The sequence below is a fragment of the Faecalibacterium sp. Marseille-Q3530 genome, from assembly GCF_017377625.1.
Classification (GTDB): domain Bacteria; phylum Bacillota; class Clostridia; order Oscillospirales; family Ruminococcaceae; genus Faecalibacterium; species Faecalibacterium prausnitzii_E.
In genome coordinates this window covers 97,684-117,108 of record NZ_JAFREH010000009.1, presented here as the reverse complement: position 1 = coordinate 117,108, position 19,425 = coordinate 97,684, and the positions used below count along the sequence as shown (strand labels likewise).

The following is a 19,425-nucleotide window of genomic DNA, read 5'->3' as shown; positions in this document are numbered from 1 at the left end:
ATTATATGTTTGATTGTATCCAGAACGGTTCGCCTAAACCGAGGGCCGCGCTGCGCGCTTCTGGCGTTCTTTTTCCCTGTACATCCGGTCGTCGGCTTCGCGGAGGAAGGCGGGCAGGTCTTCGACCAACGACTGCCAGAACGAGCCGATTGCTGCATCCACCTGATGGCGGACCAGTGCCGCCCGCAGAGCTTCCACCTGCTGTTCAAATGTTTCCTGCGTGACCGGGCAGCAGATGACCACGAACTCGTCCCCGCCGATGCGGCAGGCTTCACCGGGGAACACATCGTTCAGCGCATCAGCTGCACGGCAGATCAGGGCGTCGCCCGCCGCATGGCCGAAGCAGTCGTTGCAGCGCTTCAGGCCGTTGAGGTCCATGTAAATGCCGCCCACCTGTTTCAGCGCGTTCTCCTTTCCTGCCTCCAGCAGCTCCATATACCGGTTGCGGTTGTCCAGCCCGGTCAGAGTATCCCGATAGCTCAGGCGATACAGCTTTTCCTGCACCTTTTTCTGTTCCAGACTGTTGGTGACGAAGAACTGGAGGGAGGACAGCAGCGTCGGGTCATGCGAATGTTCTCTGGGGTTATCGACGCCCAGAAAACCGATGATGCGCGTTTCCCGCCGCAGTGGCACCGCCAGCAGGCGCTGCACGTTCTGCTGCTGCATCATCGCATACAGCTCCGTGCCTTTTACCTGCCCGACATCCTCCATGAAATAGATCCCGTCCCGTTCAAAGGCCTCCAGCCAGGAGGCAATGATCTCCACCGGAACTTTTTGCAAATTATCCTTTTCAGCGCTCACACCATCCCGGACGAACTCGTGGGTGTTCACAGCGATGCCGTTGGCTGCGTTAAGCTCATAAACATAGCTGCGGTCTGCACAAAAATAGTCATTGATGACACCCAGCAGGTCATGGGTCGCTTTGTCCAGATCGTGCCCGCCGCCGGAGAGCTTCTCGACGCAGCGGTTCAGCACCGTGGCGATGTCCAGCTTTTCCGCCAGATGCGCCCGGCTCGTTTCCAGCCGGAGCATCTCTTCGTTCTGCTCCTTGATGGAGACCAGGAACATCAGGACCATCGCAACGCCGATGGCCAGATCGACCAGCGCCAGGCCGTAGTGCACGATCTGGATCGAGATTGCGAGCAGCGGCAGCACCAGATAGGACCCCGTCGCCAGAAACATGCCGCGGCTGATGCGCGCCCGGTATTGCAGCAGCAGGCTGGCGTCCAACGCCATGGCCACCACCGGAACGATCATGGAAATGGGATACCCTGCAGTACGGTGGTAGACATTGGACGCATCGAACGTATAGTACAGCCCGGTGAACTGCGATACGATCACCAGTGCAAGACCCACACAGCAAATGGCCCGCACCACCTTCACCCGCTTGAGGGCTGCGTTCTCTTCCGGCGTCAGAAGCATTGCACAGATGTAATAGTGAAAAAACAGCAACGTCAGCTCCACGAGGAAAAAGTTGAAAAAATTGCTGATGCGGACCATCCAGAACCCCAGCAGGTCCGGCCTGCCCCGGAACAGGTTCGTCATCGCATCGCAGAACAGCAGCACCGATGTCGAGACCTGCATCCGGTAGATCCAGCCTCGCTTCTCCGTCCGATAATTTTTTGTGATCCAGAAGTACAGACTCGACACCGCACAGAACAGACTGCCCCACAACAGCAGCACACTGTTTACGATCTCGCGACTCATCCGGTCTCCTCCTTTCGTGTAAATCATAAAATCTACCCTTATTGTACACTTTTTTTCTTACGATTGCAATCCGGGCGCAGAAAAAGGGCGTCCCACCCATGTACAGGCAGGACGCCCTTTCCTCAGAACCGGATCAGGACAGGATCATGCGGTCGTTTGCAAACTCGCCGCCGCTGGCGATCTGGAACTTGGCCAGCAGGTCGGAGACTTGCAGCTTCTTCTTCTCCTCCCCGGAGACATCGTAGATGATGTGGCCCTCGTACATCATGATGAGGCGGTTGCCGTACTTGATGGCATCCTTCATGTTGTGGGTGATCATCATGGTGGTCAGGTGGTTTTCCTCCACGATCTTGGCCGAGAGGGTCAGCACCTTGAGCGCCGTCTTCGGGTCAAGGGCGGCGGTGTGCTCATCCAGCAGCAGGAGCTTGGGCTTGTTCATGGTCGCCATCAGCAGGGTCAGCGCCTGGCGCTGGCCGCCGGACAGCAGACCCACGCGGGCGGTCAGGCGGTCTTCCAGGCCCAGGTCCAGGCTCTTGAGCAGTTCGCGGTAGCGCTCCCGTTCGGCCTTGGTGATGCCGACCCGCAGGCCGCGCCGCTTGCCGCGCCGGGCGGCCAGGGCGAGGTTCTCTTCGATCTGCATGGTGGCGGCCGTGCCGGTCATGGGGTCCTGAAAGACGCGGCCGATGTAGGCGGCGCGCTGGTGCTCGCTCAGTTTGGTGACGTCGATGCCGTCGATCAAAATCTTGCCCTCGTCTATGGGCCAGACACCGGCCACCGCGTTCAGCATGGTGGATTTGCCCGCACCGTTGCCGCCGATGACGGTGACGAAGTCGCCCTCGTTCAGCTTCAGGTTCAGCCCGTTCAAGGCCGTTTTCTCATTGACCGTGCCTGCATTGAAGGTCTTGGAGACATTCTGGATCTCAAGCATTTTTCGCACCCTCCTTCTTTTTTGCAGTCGGCTTTGCGAAGTACCGGCTCTTCCAGTAAGGCACCGCCAGGAAGATGGCCACCACGGAAGCGCTGAGCAGCTTGAGCAGGTTTGCGTCAAAGCCGAGGGTCAGCACCAGCTGGATGACGATGTAATAGATGATCGCACCCAGCGAAACGGACACCAGCTTGAGTGCAAAGTTCTGGAAGATGCGGCCAAACACGGCCTCACCGATGATGACAGCAGCCAGACCGATGACGATGGCACCGCGGCCCATGCTGACATCTGCAAAGCCCTGATACTGGCTCAGCAACGCACCGGACAGTGCGACCAGACCATTGGAGACGGCCAGACCCAGCACCACATTGAAGCTGGTGTTGATGCCCTGTGCGCGGGACATGGCGGGGTTGGAGCCGGTGGCACGGATGCCGCAGCCCAGCTCGGTGCCGAAGAACCAGTACAGCACCCCGATGAGTACCGCCGTGACGAGGATGACCATCACGATGGGGTTGTGCAGGGCAAATTCCTTGACCCAGCGCAGCGAGAGGAGCAGGTCGTACTTGTCCACATTGATGGACTGGTTGGCCTTGCCCATGATCTTCAGGTTGATGGAATAGAGGGCCAGCTGGGTCAGGATGCCGGCAAGGATGGCCGGGATGCCCATAAAGGTATGGAGCAGGCCGGTGACCAGACCAGTGGCAAGGCCCGCCAGCAGCGCCACGAAGAGCGCCGCCCAGACGTTCATGCCGGAGAGCAGGCACATGACGCAGACCGCGCCGCCGGTGCCGAAGGAGCCGTCCACGGTCAGGTCTGCGACATCGAGGATGCGGTAGGTCAGGTACACACCAATGGCCATGATGCCCCAGATGAGGCCCTGCGCACAGGCGCCGGGCAGCGCACCAGGCAGGTTGGCAAGTCTAGCAAGCAGTTCCAAAATAAAACCTCCAAACGATACACTTTTTTCGTTCCCGCGTTCATACGGGAAAAGCGGAGAAGCGCGTTTTCCACTCTCCTCCGCTGTATTTTATCCTGTTTTTCGCAGCAGCGGAGCCTTTGCTCTGCCGCCCGCTGTGCGGATCACCCCTCGATAGCCTCGTAGCCTTCCGGAACAGTCAGGCCCAGGTCCGCGCAGATGGTCTTGTTGTATTTCTTGGTCACATCGGTGTACTCGATGGGCATCTCCGAAATGTCGGCCTCGCCGGTCAGGATCTTGGCAGCCATCTCACCGGTGGTGTAGCCCAAGTCGTAGTAGCTGATGGACAGGGTGGCCACGCCGCAGCCGGAGCAGATACCCTCCTCACCGGCGAACACGGGCTTCTTGGCCGGGCGGCAGATGCCGTCGATGATGCCGGTGTTGGCAGCGCAGGTATTGTCGGTGGGGACATAGACGGCGTCGTTCTCGTCCGCAGCCTTCTGGCAGACGGAAGCCAGGTCGTTGGAGTCGGAGAAGGAATACTGGGTAGCGGTGACACCGGCAGCCTCCAGATACTTCTGGACTTCATCCACCTGATACTGGCTGTTGGCCTCGGCGGAGCAGTAGAGTAGGCCGACCTTCTTGGCGTCGGGCAGCCACTCGGTGATCATCTCCGCCTGCTGGTCCAGCGGGGCCAGGTCGGAAGTGCCGGAGACATTGCCGCCCACGGTGCCGTCAAAGTCGGTCAGGCCCAGTGCCACACCGTATTCGGTGACGGAGGTGCCCAGAATGGGAATGCTGTTGGTGGCAGCCTGTGCAGCCTGCAGGGCAGGCGTTGCATTTGCCATGATCAGGTCCACGCTTGCGGAGACAAAGCCGTTGGCGATGGTGGCGCAGGTCGCGGAGTCGTTCTGTGCATTCTGGAAATCGAACTTCACATTGTCGCCGAACTGCTCGGTCAGGGCGTCTTCAAAGCCCTGCGTTGCAGCGTCCAGAGCGGCATGCTCGACCAGCTGGCAGATGCCGATGGTATAGCTCTTGCCGTCAGCTGCGGCCGAAGCGGCCGTGGAAGCCACAGACGAAGCCGTGGAGGAGGCTGCACTGGAGGCGGAACCGCCGCAGGCAGTCAGAGCAGCAGCTGCACCGCAGACAGCGGCAGCAGACAGGAACGAACGACGAGTGATTTTACGCATAATGATTACTCCCTCAATTTCCGTTTCGCGGCCACAGGATGCCGCAGGAAAGCGTTTTCTCAAGCGGCTTTTCACGTCCGCTTTACACTCGTGAAGTATAGCACATTTCCTGCCCGAATACAATCCGTCCGCAGCCCAAGTTATCGATGGAAGTAATTTTATCGTTCGATTTTTTCGATGGATTCATCAAAACGCGCGTTCCTGCGCCGTTGCAGCGCGGACAGCTTTTCGAGTTCCGCCTCCAGCCAGACGAGATTTTTCTCCAGTTGCGGCAGAAACGGCTGCGTGATCTCATATTGATAATAGAGCGCCTGCCACAATTTCTGCTGCATCCGCCGGAGGAAGACCGGCTCAAAGAGCGCTTCCAGCGCCTCCACCCGGTCTTCCAACGCAAGGCAGGTCTGCGCCCAGCGCACATCCGTCGCCTCCCGCGCCGGGACATCGTACCGGGCCAGATAGTCCCCCACCTTTGCCTCAAACACCTGCCCGCCGCAACGGGTGGGCTGCAAAAAGTAGCCGACCTCCCCTTCCCTGGTGATCTCCTGCGCCAGCGGATAGAGCGCACAGACCAGCGGTTCCGCCTCATGGATGGCGCAGTGGTCTTCGGTCAGGAAGGGGCAGTTGTTCCCCTCCTCCCGCACCGGAGCCAGCCGCAGCACCGGCAGACGGCTCACCTGCCCAATGGACGCCTTGCAAAACGCCCGCGCCACCGTCCGCGTCGGCAGCCGCAGCCGCGCCGCGATCCGCCATAGATCGAATCCGGACAGCACGATGTCCTCCCGCCCCCGGCAGCAGTCCCCGCAGCCCGCGCAGGCAAACGAAAACGCCTCGTCCCGCCCCAGCAGCGGCACTTCGCGGGTAAAATCCACCCACCCGCAGAGATCGATCTGACTTTGTTTGAGCATCCTGGTTCTCCTCACTTCCGGTTTGACGGCCCGCCGGGGCCGTGCAGTTTTGATTGGACTTGCTTCCAGCTTACCGCACTTTTCCGGAAATTACAACCATTTTCATCCGCTTCCCTTCGCCGCCTCACAAAACTCCTTGACAAACTCTCCAAAAAGAGGTAAACTAACAGCGTCGCAAATCATCTTGTCAATATGGGCCTATAGCTCAGCTGGGAGAGCGTTCGGTTCGCATCCGAGAGGTCAAGGGTTCGAATCCCTCTAGGTCCATAAAAAACAAAACGTCCTGCCGTATCCCGGCAGGGCGTTTTGCTTTTTATGCTGACCTAGAGAGGATTCGAAAAGGGCGGCCAGCCGCAGCTGGCAGCCAAAGCCCCAGTGGGGCTTTGGCTAGCCCGTGGGTTCCAACCAGTAGGAATGTCTACCGGGGATGCTGTCGCTCCTGCCGTATCCCGGCAGGACATTTTTTGCTAGTTTTTCGTTTCAACGCACTGTCTTAGAACATCACAGAATGCCATATCATCGTCTACGGCAGCGATTGCGGCGTTGATCAAGGTTTCCCGGTCAGTGTTGCCCCAGTTGATGTGCAGACCATATTCCAACGCCATGCAGCGAATCAGTTCACGGGTGCTGCGGCCATTTCCCTCGCGGAAGGGATGAATGATGTTCAGTCTTCGAGAACATAATCAGCCCTTCTTCACGTACTTTGCACGCAGTTCATTCACGATTTGCTGATAGCTGGCTTGACCGCTGCCAATGCGGTCAAGGTTGCTGCGCGTGTCCTTGCTGATGGTCATGCCCTCAATGGCAAAGGTTCCATACACATTGCGGAGGTTGCTCTCGTGCTGGGCAGGGGTAGTGTACTTGACGCTCATGGTTTGGCCTCCTTCTGATCTACATAATACTATATAAAGTTTATCGTGTATGAGTCCTATTGTCAATCTACAACTTGTTGTCAAATGTAAAAAGCGCAGCTTCCATTCTTTCCGAGTAGAAGTTGCGCTTTTACGTTACATCGTATTTTATTGTGAATTGGGATGCGATACATCTGAACCCCAAGTGAGTTACATCTCAAGGGCCTGTAGCTCACTTGTCCGCCAACCATATTACGCCCCAAACTGCATCATCTCGAAAATCTGCGGCTTGGAGACCATACTTGCGAGCGAGAAAGGTCGTTTGGATGGCAGAACATTTTATATGGACGAATACACGTTGATTTTTCTTTTCTCGCAGTGCATAAGGTGTACACAAAAGCGAGACTGTTGGGAGAGCGTTCGGTTCGCATCCGAGAGGTCAAGGGTTCGAATCCCTCTAGGTCCACTTTTAGCAGCAGCGTAATTTTAACGCTGCTGCTTTTCTTTTGTGTGCACATAAGTCAAACGCTGGCTTTGGGACCTGGAGGGATTCGAACAGCACGGCCCTGCCGTAGGCAGGGTAAGCAATCAGCCCAGTGCAACGGCGACGACCGCAGCCAGTGGCTGAAACAGGGAGGAGCTGTTGGGGCCGCGTTCTAATTTTTCAAAGCCCCGCCAAGGGGCTGCGGAAAAATCAGCTAACGCAACTCGTCGCTGTTGCTTCGTGCGCGGGTCCCAACCAGTAGGAATGTCTACCGGGGAGACTTTCGTTTTTGCCGCATCGTTTTGTACGATGCGGCGTTTTTATACCTAAAAAACTTTGGCAGACCATGCCGGGCTCCGAACCCTGAAGTCGGATGCGAACCGGGCGGCTTTTTTCACAGGCGCAGACGGCGCTGCTTTTGCCGGATTCATCCCCGGGCGTCCTGCCGGGTGGTGTGGAAGTACTCCTTGGGGGTCATGCCGTACTCCTTTTTGAAGGCGCGGAAAAAGTGGTTGTAACCGCCAAAGCCGCTGGTCTTGTACACCTCGGTGATGGGCAGCCCCTGCTCGATGAGGGTGCAGCAGCGGTCTAACCGCGCCTTTACGATATAGCGGTGCACCGTCTGCCCGGTCTGGCGTTTGAATTCCCTGGCAATATGTTCCCGGGAGACGAAAAACTCCTTTTCCAGCCGCTCCAGCGTCAGTTCCTCGGTAAGGTGCGCCTGAATAAACAAAAACACCTCGTCCAGCATCAGGTGGTGGCGGCTGACCGATGCGGTGTGGAACTCCGCATGGATGCAGGCACGCAGCGCCAGCACCACAAACATTTGCAAAATACCGTGCTCGAACACCGCTGCACCGAACTGGGTGCGCTCCTGCGGGAGCATCAGCAGCTTCCGGGCAAGGTTTTTCAGCAGCATATAGATCTGGCTGTCCGGGCGCACAGCCACCTGCTGGAAGGGCACCACGTTGAAACTTTTTTCAAGGTCGGTATCTGCGTCCGAAAGCTGCGCCAGCGTCTGGGGGGGCAGCTGCACCCGAATAAGTTCCAGCGGGCCGTAAGCACCGGCGTATTCCAGTCTGCCGCCCTGACCGGGCTTGAAGATGATGAGATTCTGCTGCTGTGCGGGCAGCACCACCTCGCTGCACCGGAACACACCGCTGCCCCGCATGACCAGAAACAAATCATAATACGCGCCGGAATAAAATTCCCGGACGGCGCTCTGCTCAAAAAGATAACGCTTGGCTGTATAATTCACCAAAAAGTCCTCCATGAAACTGTCATGTGTAACAGATTGTTGTACACAACAGAAAAGTACAACTGTTATAATTGCATAATACATCAATTTGCGATAGTTTTCAATCATTTTTTGGATATGTATTGATGAAAAATTAACGTATAATGCAAACGTAGAAAAGAGACTTGTGCGAAAAGTCTCGTGGTTTCACTGTTTTTAAGGAGGATAAAACACAATGGACCAGAAAAAGACCATCCGACCCTTCTCCATGAAGGACAAGATCGGTTATACGCTGGGCGATCTGGGCTGCTGCTTCACCGAGCAGTACCGCGCCATGTATCTATCGATCTTCTACACCCTGATCCTGCAGGTCAACCCCTTCCACGTGGGTATCCTGCTGCTGATCACCAAGATCTGGGACGCCGTGAATGACCCCATCATCGGTGCCATCGTGGACTCCCGCAAGGCCACCAAGGGCGGCAAGTTCATCCCGTGGATCCGCGCCTTCTCCTTCCCCATGGCAGTGCTGTGCATCCTTGGCTTTTTCAATGTAGGCAATATCAACTACGGCCTGCGTCTGGCCTACATGTTCGTCACCTACGTTCTGTACGAGGCGCTGTACACCTGCGTCAACGTGCCCTTCGGTACTCTGTCCAGCGTGATGACCGATGATGTCAGCCAGCGCACCGCACTGTCCCGCTACCGCAGCCTTGGCGGCACCATCTTCATGACCGTTATGGTCATGGTCGGCCCCCTGTTCCTGTATGTGGACAACCAGCCCGTGGCTGGCCGCTTCCTGATGCTGGCCTGCATCTGCGCTATGCTGGGTCTGCTGTGCCTGCAGATCACCTGCGTATGGTGCAAGGAGCGCGTGGAAGTGCCTGAGCGTCCGCAGGGCGAAAAGCTGAACTACCTGCATGTGCTCAAGGAGATCTCTCACAATAAGGCTCTGCTGGGCGTTATGTTCTTCAGCCTGACCGGCATGATCGGTGCTTCCGTGGTCAACGGTCTGAACACCTACCTATATAAGGACTTCTTCGGCAACGTTAAAATTCAGGCTGTCTCCGGTATGCTGAGCGTGCTGTACGCTGTGCTGTCCTTTGCCATCACCCAGCCTCTGGCCAACAAGTTCGGCAAGAAGGAGTGGTGCTGCATGGGCGCTGGCTTTGCCGCCATCGTGTTCGGCATCCTGTTCTTCTTCCCCGTCCACAACCCTGTGGCCTTCATCGTCATCAACGGTATCTGCTATCTGGGCGCTTCCGGCATGCAGGTGCTGATCTGGGCTATGGTCAACGACGCCATCGACTACCACGAGCTGCAGACCGGCGAGCGCAACGAGGGCATCGTTTACTCCACCTACTCCTTCTTCCGCAAGCTTGCAAGCGCCATTTCCGGCAGCCTGTCCAGCTTTGTGCTGGGTGCCATCGGCTACAACGTTACCGCAGGCGCTGTGCAGACCGCAGGCGTTGTGAACGCCATCTGGAAGAGCTACACCGGCGTCTACTTCCTGGGCTACGGCATTGCAGTTGCCATCCTGTTCTTTGTCTACCCCCTGACCAAGCAGAAGACTGCTGAGATGCTGACCGAGCTGAAGGCTCGCCGCGCCGCAAAGGAGAGCAAGTAAACCATGAAGATCTTACAGGTTCAGTTTAAAAACCGCAATGGCCACACCCTGCGCGGCATCGTGACCCTGCCCGACACCGAGGGCAAGGTACCCTTTGTGGTGCATCTGCACGGCTTTGCCGGCAGCTGCAGCGGCTACAAGTCCATGTACACCCATCTGTCCCGCGCTCTGGCAGCGCAGGGCATCGGCAGCGCCCGGTTCGATTTCTACGGCAACGGCGAGAGCGACGGCGAGTTCGAGGATATGAGCTTTGACGGCTTGCACACCGATGCACAGGATATCTTTGCATGGGCCGCTGAACAGCCCTATGTGGACAGCGAAAAGCTGTTCCTCTCCGGCCAGAGCATGGGCGGCTACATTGCCGCCTCCTGCGCACCGGTCATCCAGCCCCACGGCCTGATTTTGCTGTGCCCGGGCGCCGGGATGTGGTTCGGCTGCGCCCAGCGCGCCGACGGCATTATGCAGACCGGCAAGGACTACGCCGACATGGAGGGTCTGTGCTACAAGATGGCCTTTAACTACGAGATGGCAAAGCACCCCGACCCCTTTACCGAGGCCAAGGGCTACAACGGCCCGGTGCTGTTGCTGCGCGCCGACGATGACCGTCTGGTGGACGAGGGCACCTGCAACCGTTACGCACAGGTGTACACCGCACCCGATGTGGACACCATTGCAGGCGGCGGCCACAACTTTGCCACGCTGGCAGCCCGTGCCGCCGTGGAGGAAAAGACCGCAGCATTCATCAAAGCAAATCTGTAAAGCAAAGCGTATCTGCAAGGAGGATTTCGTATGCAAAACGTGATTCTGCAGCCCATCGAGGTGGGCGGACAGACCTTTAAAAACCGCATCATGTTCCCCCCGCTGACCACCGGCTACGAGAAAAATGGCATGATCAGCGAGCAGGACATGGGCTTCTACACCCGTCTGGCAAAGGGCGGTGTGGGTTACATCGTTCTGGGCGATGTGGCACCCATCAACAGCTTTTCTCCCACCCCCAAGCTGTTTGACGACAGCCAGATCCCTGCCTTCAAGGCACTGGCCGACAGCGTACACGCCTACGGCACCAAGCTGGGCGTCCAGCTCTTCCACCCGGAGTACGACGTAGACGCCATCAACAGTCTGTTTATGCAGAAAAAGTTTGATGAGATGCGTCAGCGCCTGCATCACGACATGATGTTCTTCACCGATGAGGTCAGCGAGGAGATGCTGATGGCCATCATCGATAAGATGTGCGCCTGCGCAGTGCGTGCACAGAAGGCCGGTGTGGACGTCATCCAGATCCACGGCGACCGCCTGAACGGCTGCCTGTGCTCCACCCGCATGAACCACCGCACCGATAAGTTCGGCGGCAGTCTGGAGAACCGCGTCCGCTTTGCCCGCATGCTGACCCGCGCCATCCGCAAGGCTGTGCCGGATATGGTCATCGACTACAAGCTGTCCATCGTCACCCCGCAGCGCGGCAAGGGCGGCATTGACGAAGCCGACGCCGTGCAGTTTGCCCAGTGGCTGGTAGAGGACGGCGTGGATATGCTCCACGTTGCGCAGGCCAACCACACCGGCAACATGGCCGACACCATTCCTCCCATGGGCGTACAGCCCTACGGCTTCTTCGTCAAAATCGCCGGGGACATCAAAAAGGCCGTCAATGTGCCGGTCAGCGCCGTGGGTCGTATCGTGGATGCCGAAATGGCTGCGCGTGTCATCGAGAGCGGCATGGCCGACATAGTTGCCATGGGTCGCCCGCTGCTGGCAGACCCCGACTGGGGCACCAAGATCGCTGCCGGGAAGGCCTGCGATATCCGCCGCTGCATCAGCTGCAACAAGGGCTGCACCGATGCCATCCAGAACCGTCAGTTCCTCTCCTGCGTGCTGAACGCGGAGAACGGCTACGAGAACACCCGCAGCATCCAGCCCGCAGCGCAGAAAAAGAAGGTCGCCGTTCTCGGCGGCGGCCCTGCCGGTCTGGAAGCCGCCCGTGTGGCAGCGCTGCGCGGCCATGACGTGACCCTGTTTGAAAAGACCACCACTCTGGGCGGCCAGCTGAACATTGCCTGCGTACCTCCCCGCAAGGAGGAGATGCGCCGCGCCGCACAGGACCTGATCCACGCGGTCTGCAACGCCGGTGTGCACCTGTGCATGGGTCAGACCCGCACCGCAGAGCAGCTGAAGGATGCCGGTTTCGAGGCCGTCATCAACGCTGTGGGCGCACACAGCGCCGCACCCCGCATCCCCGGCATCGACAGCGTGAACGTAGCCGATGCATGGAAGGTTCTGGCCGGTGAGCAGCAGGTGTACGGCACGGTTGCCGTCATCGGCGGCGGCATGGTGGGCTGCGAGACCGCAGAGTATCTGGCTGCCCGCGGCTGCAAGGTGTCCGTTATCGAGATGATGGACAAGATCGCCGCAGGCGAGAGCACCACCATTCTGCCCACCCTGCTGGAAAACTATAAGACCTACGGCGTGGAGCAGTACCCCAGCCACAAGGTCAAGGAGTTCCGCATGGACGCTGTCGTCTGCGAGAACAAGGACGGCGCAGAGGTGACCATCCCCTGCGATTACATCGTGCTGGCTATGGGCGCACGCTCCAACGAATTTGACGCTGCTGCGCTGGAAGCTGCCAGCATCCCGGTGTATTCCATTGGCGATGCCGCCGGCAAGGCTGCGGATATCTCCAACGCTATCCGCACCGGCTACGATACCGCCTGCCAGCTGTAAAACAAAAATATCGTTCTATTTGTGGGTCAGAAACGCCTGTGGGCGCTTCTGACCCAATTTTTTTACCCTCTCAGGCAAAGCCGTCAGGGTTTTGCCTCGCCCTCTCAGGCGCTCCCGTGTCCGCTCTCCCGGAGAGCGGACACGCCCGGAAACTTTACGGGTCAGCCGGGAACTGTACCGCCACCGCTTAAGCCTTCACCCACCGGAGGAAGGTGGCGCGGAGCGCATTCAAAATCATCCCACATAAAAAGGCTGCTGCACAAAACCCTGTGCAGCAGCCTTAAATATTTTACGTTTACAACAGATCAGATGCTGAACTGCACGGCGCAGAAGGCGGCATAGATGCACAGCAGTGCAATGCCCTGCGGGCGGCTCAGCTTGCCCTTGATCAGAGCGGGCAGGGTGAGCAGCAGCATCACGGCAAACATGACCGGGATATCCATCACCAGCGAGGCGTTCATGCCTGCGATGGTGGAGTTCTGCGGGATGCTGAAGGGTGCCAGCGTGACAGACACGCCGCTGACCAGCACTAGATTGAACACGTTTGCACCGATGACGTTGCCCAGCGACAGCGCGCCGTGACCCTTGGCCAGCGAGGTGATGGCGGTGACCAGCTCCGGCAGCGAGGTGCCCAGTGCCACAAAGGTCAGCGCAATGACCGACTCCGGCACGCCCAGCGCCTGTGCAATGAGGGTGCCGTTGTCCACCAGCAGGTCAGCGCCCACAGCAATGAGCACTGCGCCGATGGCCAGCAGCCCCAACTCCTTGGCAAAGGAGCCTTCCTCAGCCTGCTCTTCCTCTTCCGGGGCGGGGGTATTTTTCATAGCCAGCACGTTGCACACGATATAAGCCACGAACATGGCCAGCAGGATCAGGCCCACCGGGCGAGTGAAGGAGCCGGTGGTGTAGGCCACACCGGCATAGAAAGCGGCAGCCACAAAGAAGAAGGCCACCGGGGTGCGCAGGCTCTTGGGGTCAACCTTGCCCGGGCGCACCGCAATGGTGATGGCGGCGATCAGTGCAGCGTTGCAGATGACCGAGCCGATGGCGTTGCCGTAGGCGATCTCGCCGTGACCGGTGAGGGCAGAGGTGGTGGACACCATGACCTCCGGCAGGGTGGTACCGATGGACACCACCGTGGCACCGATGAGCAGCTCCGGCACATGGAAGCGGCGGGCGATGCCGGTGGCACCGTCCACAAACCAGTCGCCGCCCTTGATCAGGCACAGCAGACCCACGATAAATAACAGAACAGGGATCAGCATAATATCTCTCCTTTTTAATAATAGCGGCAGAGGCACAAAAAAAGACCTTTATCACATCCAGCCCAAAACGGGAAAATGTGATAAAAGTCTCAAGCATCCGGTACTGCATCGGGCATTTCTGCCGGGGGTGTCGCTGCAGCACAGCGCACCCGTTTTTCAACTAAAGTACGCCCCTTACTCCCTTTTATCCAGAGTATATTATACCTGTTTTCCAGCAAAAGCGCAAGGGGAAATATGGGATTTATTCTGCCTTGGTCACTTTTTGGCGTTGGGGTAGCATTCCTCCCTTCAATCTCGTTGTAAACAAAAAAGCGAGCGGCCTTTTCAGGTCACTCGCTTATGGAATCTAAGGTATTTTATTCGTGTTTTGCGGCAAACTTTTCTGCCATCTCCAGCAGATGTTCAAAGGTCTGCTTTTCTTCCGGCTATCAAGACCACTTTTTTGCGGGTTATGATTTTTTAGAGCGATAGTTTATGACACTATCCCAGTTGACAACCATCGACAAACTGGAATTTAACGTTCACTCATATATTGTTTTATTTCATCAGAAGTCAATTTTCGTACTTCTGTATGTGAATATTCTTTATACTCTCCAACATTAAACACAGGTGTCATTTGTTTGCATTTCTTGTCTTTATTCTTTTTCAAGAATAGATGTAAATCCTCATTCCCGGCGAATATTTTATAAGATACTCTGCCTTTACTGTTCTCTATCTCATAAATACCACATGAACTTTTCGTTGTATAATCGGCTGTTCGTAAATAAAGTTTTGCAATTTCCAATGACTTAAAAGGAAAATTCCATCTTTGTAATCCTCTGTTTGGGTCATGTTCAATACAAATGCAACGTCCACAAGTTCCACAAATATATTGAGTGTGGTTTTCTAAGCAGTCCAAGGGATTTAGTAATGGTGTTATTCTATTTTCATCAGAGTAACATTCTTCACACATTTTTCTTTTCGCTCCTTATCAAATTCCGAGTTGTCGAGTTCAGTACATAACGAATCGCTGAAATCCAATTCAGACATCGTGTTGCACAAGTTGATTACATCTGCTTTTTTGCGAAATAACATATTCTGAAATTTCAATAGCTTTTTAGGCATCTTATATTGTGCTGCAATTAGCTTCGCTCAAACCCAAGATAGCGGGTGCCCTGAAAACTCAGCTTTCCAATGTCGCCCTCCACAAGCATTCCGTAGTCCGAACCACTTACGGTAAGCTCCATGCGGTCGCCGCTCTCTACCTGAAAGGTCACATAATAGGTCGTGAACGTATGCGCCATCGTATTGTCTGTATGGTGGCGAGAAACTTCCGTGTGCTTTGCCACCACCGTTGCCGGAACAGTCAGCCGCGGCGAATGGTTGTTTTTGTTCCATGTGCTGATATTTCCGATGATGGTATATAGGATCATGCACAAAGCCACAAGGAACAGGATTGGAAACAGGATGCTGAACAGCAGATCAATTCCAGCATAAAACATCTTATTCCTCCAAAATTTCTTCCAGCAGGTCCTTTACATCGTCCAGAAAAGATTCTTCTCCGAGGGTATTCACCTTGAAGAACACCGCTTGACTGCCTCCTGCGGTGATGGCAGACAGCCGGATCGGACTGTCCGCATTCTGGAACATGGTCAGTGTCAGACTCAGGCGGTTGCCGCCCATCATGCTGTACCGTTCAAATACACGGACACTGCACCGGGCATCGCCCTCTTTGAAATCACTGCCTGCCTCTAAATCTGCCGACCAACTGCTGTCCGGGATTTCTTGTTCCAGCTTCCGAAGCAGTTTGTCAAAATTCTTGTTTCGGATGGTCTTTTCAAAGATTGCCATAATGGTTCCTCCGTTTTGACAATTAAAATTCAGTCCCTTATTTTTGATACGAGCAGAGCCATAGGAAAATTGCGGAGAAATCGCTTGAAGAGAGGAATTTTGTCTATCGCAATTTTCAAAAATAGTGCCAATCAAAACGGCATCTTTGCGATATGCAGTTTGCGGATGTTGCTTGTGCATTAAAAACGCAAACTGCTATAATTTGATTATAGCATATCTTTTGGAAGAACAAAATACTTTATGTACGCCGCCCGCAGGCCGCAAAGAGCAGTCCAGTGGAAATTCCAGTTCGGCAAACTCGGCATCGGTCAGCAGTTTCAGCTTCTCGATAACACCTTCCGACAACTCCCGCAGGGCAGTTTCGTCCGGCATCAGGTAGCCAGCGTCAAAATGGCACTGACAAGGCGTGTTCGTTTTGAGAATCGTTGCCTCGCAGGTCGCTCCTCGCTTTTTGCGTTGTTTTTACTGTGCGGTAAAGGGTTTCAGCCGGTCTGCGCGGTAGAGGGCAGAATGGTCATTCTGCCGTCCACTGCCGCGTCCAGCATCTCGTGTTCCCGGAAATACTCCATCAGGATATCCTGACAGGAGGTTGCCACGCTGCGGGGCTTCTGGAGCTTGCAAAGGGTGTCGTAGGAGATGTTGAAAAAGCTTTCGATGTTTTTGAAGTGGTAGTTCTGCAAGCCCACGGTGAACAGAGCGTCGTCGCTGATCTCCTTGCCCACCTCCTTGCCGCAGTAGGTAAGGTAATCAAAATCGCCCTTGCGTCGGTCGTAGCGCAGGCGCAATGTGGAGGGCAGCTGGTAGAACTCGGTGTGGCCGGTGTAGGCCTCCTCCCGCAGCATGTAGTGGAGCATCTGGCGCAGCTGCTGGCCTGTCACCTTGAACATGAACACGCCGTCATCGTAGGGGAAGCCCTCGATGAGGTCGCCGTAGGTGACGATGGGGCCAAGCTTTTGCGCCCGGATGCTGCCGGAACCGATGAGCATGACGTCAATGCCAAGGCTGCGGGTAAAGATATCGGCAAACAGGTTGCCAAGTTCTGTCTCCTGCGTGCGCTCCGGATGGGTGAGTTCCCGGCGGAAACGCCCTACGATATGGCTGTATTTCTCGTCCACGCGGCTGATGAAGTGATGCAGCACCTCTTCCATGGCGTGGTTGCGGGGGCAGGTCTCGGCGCAGATGGGCACGGTGTGCCATGTGTAGGAATCAATGCAGTTGTTGTCCGTGTCCACAATGATGTCAAAGCGCCCGATCTGATCCGTACCGGTGCCTGCCTGCGCAATGATGACGCCGTTTTCCTCAATGGCGTACTCCATCAGAGTGTGGCTGTGTCCACCGATGATCAGGTCCACTCCCCACGCCGGGTCCAGCTGGCGGGCCAGCTGGCGGTCCTCCTCAAAGCCGATGTGAGTCAGCAGCACGGTAAAATCAATGTCGATGCTGTTGTGGGCGTTGCAGATCTTGCCCACCTCGGCGGCAGCGGCGGCGGTGTCCACAAATGACCCCACCAGAGATTCGGACTTGGTCTGGTTGATCACGTCCTGGGTGATGATGCCGATGAACAGGATGTTCATGCCGTCCATGCGCAGGATCTTGTAGGGAGTAAACAGCCGGGTGGGGGTGTTTTTGATATAAAGGTTTGCGTTGATGATGGGGAACCGGGCACATTTTTCGATGAACAGCAGGTGTGCGATGCCGTAGTCCACCTCGTGGTTGCCGATGGTGACCACGTCCGGGGCAAGGGCGTTCATGATCTCGATGGTGGAAAGCCCCTTGTATTCGGAATCAATGACCGAGCCCCGGAACATATCACCTGCAATGGCGTAGATGGTGTTGGGCTCCTCTGCCCTCACCTTTTCGATGTAGCCGGACAGCATGGAAACGCCGCCCACCAGTTTTTCGTCCACCTGCTCTGCCAGAAAATCCCCGTGCAGGTCGTTGGAGTGGAGGATGGTGATCTTTTTGGTGTGTTTCATGGTGCATTCCTCCCGGTGTGGGTCGGCGGCGGTCAGCCCATGGCCTCCTGCCGCACAAAGTAGACCGTATTGACAAGGCTCAGGTAGCTCTCTTCGCCGTCCATATAGAACTTCAGGGCAAGGGTGTCCTCGTCCTCCAGGGTGACGGCGTAGCGGGAGCCGTCCTCCCCGGTAAAGGTAGCGTACCACTCCTGATTGGTCTGGAAGGGTACCTCCGGGGTGCCCTCCTGATAGAACAGGTCGGCTTCCTCCACGTTCAGCTCCGGATAGGGGGTGATGTAGCTGGCGGTGAAGGGCAGCTGGCTGCCTTCGGTGTCGGCATCGGTGGGCAAAAAGCACATCCGGTCGGCGTCTGCGGGGTCCGTGTCAAAATAGCCCTCGTCGGTGTCGCGGCCGGTCTCCAGCCAGTTGCCCTCCAGCGACCACGGGCTGGTGTCGGTCTCCCAGTCGTCCCCATCCGGGTAGATGGTGAAATCGCACACGCCGTCTGCCTGCACCACATGGCCGTTCTCGCCGGAAAGAGAGGGGCTGAACTCCAGCTCTTCGCCGGTGCTGGGGTACAGCTCCACCTCGGTGTTGGGGGCGATATCGCTGATGTTGCACAGCAGCAGGATGGGCTGACCGTCCTCACTGTAATAGAGCTGTTTGCCGCGCTGGAGCGGGTTTTCGGCATCGTCTGTCAGGCTGACCTCATAGACGAAAAGGGTGGCCTGCGGGTCCTGCGGGAAGATACAGTACAAATCGCACCCGCCATCCGGGGATACAACGTAGTGGTCCTCCGGGATGTCGTAGACAAAGCCCCACAGCTCCCGCAGGTCGGTCTGGCTGTCCAGCACCTGCTGCACATCGGTGGTGATCTCGTAGGAGCCGCCCAGATACAGCACGCAGGCGCTGTATTCGTCCTCCCCTGCCAGAAGGCGCATGTAGGTCACGTCCTCCGGCTCGGTGTACTCCTGTTTGGCGGAGGGCGATGCGATCATGTTGTCTCCGTCCAGCATTTTTTCGGGCTTGGAGCTGGGGGTGCTGCCGCCCTTGGACGACCCGCCGCAGCCTGCAAGGCCAATGGTCAGCGCCAGCAGCGCCGCCAGAAGTTTCAGTCGTTTCATAAGTTCTCCTTTCTCGCACCCATGGGGTCGGGAGCGCTGTTATCGTAGTCAATGGTCAGCAGCGGGTTCCACACCGGCAGAAAAGTCTGCCACACCCTCCGGCAGTACCGGCTGCCCGGTACTGCCGGAAAGCTGCGGGTTCCAGTCCAGCGGGCGTCCGGTGCTGCAATAGACCGTTACCATGGTGTCCTCCCTGCTGCCGTTACACAGCAGCAGAATGGGCTGGCCACCCTGCCTGCCGTAAAGTTCTTTCCCCAGCTGCGCGGGATACGCGGGGTCTTGTTTTTCATAGACAAAAAGCGTATCCTCCCTGCGCACGGCAAAGATGCAGTACAGCTCGCGCCCGCCGCCCGGCGCTGTGACCCAGCGGTCTGCCGGAATGTCCGCAACGAACTGCCACGGCTGTTCCGGTAAGCTGTCCAGCACGGCATGCACATCGGTGGTGCGCTCCGGAACGCTGCCCAGATAGAGTACCCCAGCAAGGTCTCCGTTTTCCCCGGCCAACTGCCGCATTGCGGCAAGCTGCTCCGGCTCAGCGGAATCGGCACCGGAAGCCGCTGTGCTGCTGCCCTGCCCGGCGCTGCCGGGAGCAGGGCGGACGGGGCTTCCGTCCACCGCACCGCACCCTGCCAGACTGAAAGCCAGTGCAAGCAGTGCTGCAAAAGTTTTCATGGCTTTCATGTCAGCTCCT

At 56.9% G+C, this 19,425-nt stretch carries 17 protein-coding genes, 1 tRNA gene and 1 pseudogene; 4 read left to right on the top strand and 15 right to left on the bottom strand.

The genetic code is table 11. The features are described from left to right. Nucleotides 1-33: 33 nt before the first annotated feature. The 5 genes from J3350_RS09190 to J3350_RS09170 form a co-directional block, all read right to left on the bottom strand. Nucleotides 34-1,707: a GGDEF domain-containing protein gene (locus tag J3350_RS09190; RefSeq protein WP_207686402.1), complete on the bottom strand. Its 1,674-nt coding sequence runs from the start codon at nt 1,705-1,707 to the stop codon at nt 34-36. 133 nt (nt 1,708-1,840) lie between these two features. Continuing rightward, the gene (locus J3350_RS09185; RefSeq protein WP_097793470.1) at nt 1,841-2,635 is read right to left on the bottom strand and encodes an ABC transporter ATP-binding protein; all 795 of its coding nucleotides are present in this window, start codon (nt 2,633-2,635) and stop codon (nt 1,841-1,843) included. Then, a complete protein-coding gene (locus J3350_RS09180) occupies nt 2,628-3,569 on the bottom strand; it encodes an ABC transporter permease (protein WP_207686401.1) in 942 nt (313 codons plus the stop codon). Before J3350_RS09180 ends, J3350_RS09185 begins: the two co-directional genes overlap by 8 nt. A 143-nt stretch (nt 3,570-3,712) precedes the next feature. Next, a complete protein-coding gene (locus tag J3350_RS09175; RefSeq protein WP_207686400.1) occupies nt 3,713-4,741 on the bottom strand; it encodes an ABC transporter substrate-binding protein in 1,029 nt (342 codons plus the stop codon). Between the two features lie 158 nt (nt 4,742-4,899). After that, the gene (locus tag J3350_RS09170; RefSeq protein ID WP_207686399.1) at nt 4,900-5,646 is read right to left on the bottom strand and encodes a YkgJ family cysteine cluster protein; all 747 of its coding nucleotides are present in this window, start codon (nt 5,644-5,646) and stop codon (nt 4,900-4,902) included. Between the two features lie 194 nt (nt 5,647-5,840). On the opposite strand from J3350_RS09170, the gene J3350_RS09165 reads away from it, so the two are divergent. Continuing rightward, a tRNA-Ala gene (locus J3350_RS09165) sits at nt 5,841-5,913 on the top strand. Nucleotides 5,914-6,329: 416 nt separating this feature from the next. Here J3350_RS09165 and J3350_RS09155 read toward each other — a convergent pair. After that, nucleotides 6,330-6,518, bottom strand: a complete 189-nt coding sequence (locus J3350_RS09155) for an antitoxin VbhA family protein (protein ID WP_207686398.1) — start codon at nt 6,516-6,518, stop codon at nt 6,330-6,332. A gap of 890 nt (nt 6,519-7,408) precedes the next feature. Further along, a complete protein-coding gene (locus tag J3350_RS09150) occupies nt 7,409-8,239 on the bottom strand; it encodes a helix-turn-helix domain-containing protein (RefSeq protein WP_370569306.1) in 831 nt (276 codons plus the stop codon). A gap of 214 nt (nt 8,240-8,453) precedes the next feature. Between J3350_RS09150 and J3350_RS09145 the strand changes: the two genes are divergently transcribed. Genes J3350_RS09145 through bilR form a run of 3 tightly spaced genes read left to right on the top strand, consistent with a single transcriptional unit; the run spans nt 8,454 to nt 12,557 of the window. After that, entirely contained in the window at nt 8,454-9,842 is a 1,389-nt protein-coding gene (locus J3350_RS09145; protein WP_207686396.1) for an MFS transporter, read from the top strand. A gap of 3 nt (nt 9,843-9,845) precedes the next feature. Next, nucleotides 9,846-10,601, top strand: coding sequence for a S9 family peptidase (locus tag J3350_RS09140; RefSeq protein ID WP_097793439.1), 756 nt, complete (start codon nt 9,846-9,848; stop codon nt 10,599-10,601). A 30-nt stretch (nt 10,602-10,631) separates the two neighbouring features. Then, a complete protein-coding gene (bilR, locus tag J3350_RS09135) occupies nt 10,632-12,557 on the top strand; it encodes a bilirubin reductase, long form (RefSeq protein ID WP_207686395.1) in 1,926 nt (641 codons plus the stop codon). Nucleotides 12,558-12,862: 305 nt separating this feature from the next. Here bilR and J3350_RS09130 read toward each other — a convergent pair whose 3' ends face one another. From J3350_RS09130 to J3350_RS09095, 8 genes and pseudogenes are all read right to left on the bottom strand, one after another. Beyond that, nucleotides 12,863-13,822 carry a calcium/sodium antiporter gene (locus J3350_RS09130; RefSeq protein WP_207686394.1) on the bottom strand — a complete coding sequence of 320 codons (960 nt, stop codon included), beginning with the start codon at nt 13,820-13,822 and terminating at the stop codon, nt 12,863-12,865. 514 nt (nt 13,823-14,336) lie between these two features. After that, the gene (locus tag J3350_RS09125) at nt 14,337-14,774 is read right to left on the bottom strand and encodes a hypothetical protein (protein WP_021404736.1); all 438 of its coding nucleotides are present in this window, start codon (nt 14,772-14,774) and stop codon (nt 14,337-14,339) included. Nucleotides 14,775-14,943: 169 nt separating this feature from the next. After that, nucleotides 14,944-15,303, bottom strand: coding sequence for a DUF2500 domain-containing protein (locus tag J3350_RS09120; protein WP_207686393.1), 360 nt, complete (start codon nt 15,301-15,303; stop codon nt 14,944-14,946). Nucleotide 15,304: 1 nt separating this feature from the next. Next, entirely contained in the window at nt 15,305-15,652 is a 348-nt protein-coding gene (locus J3350_RS09115; RefSeq protein ID WP_097793435.1) for a DUF6054 family protein, read from the bottom strand. Between the two features lie 270 nt (nt 15,653-15,922). Beyond that, a pseudogene (locus J3350_RS14160) lies at nt 15,923-16,030 on the bottom strand (transposon-transfer assisting family protein); the annotation flags it as partial. Between the two features lie 104 nt (nt 16,031-16,134). Next, on the bottom strand, nt 16,135-17,628 hold the full coding sequence (locus J3350_RS09105) for a bifunctional UDP-sugar hydrolase/5'-nucleotidase (RefSeq protein WP_207686392.1): 1,494 nt from the start codon (nt 17,626-17,628) through the stop codon (nt 16,135-16,137). 32 nt (nt 17,629-17,660) lie between these two features. Beyond that, nucleotides 17,661-18,734, bottom strand: coding sequence for a hypothetical protein (locus J3350_RS09100; protein ID WP_207686391.1), 1,074 nt, complete (start codon nt 18,732-18,734; stop codon nt 17,661-17,663). A 48-nt stretch (nt 18,735-18,782) separates the two neighbouring features. Continuing rightward, on the bottom strand, nt 18,783-19,415 hold the full coding sequence (locus J3350_RS09095) for a gamma-glutamyltranspeptidase (RefSeq protein WP_207686390.1): 633 nt from the start codon (nt 19,413-19,415) through the stop codon (nt 18,783-18,785). Nucleotides 19,416-19,425 lie beyond the last annotated feature (10 nt).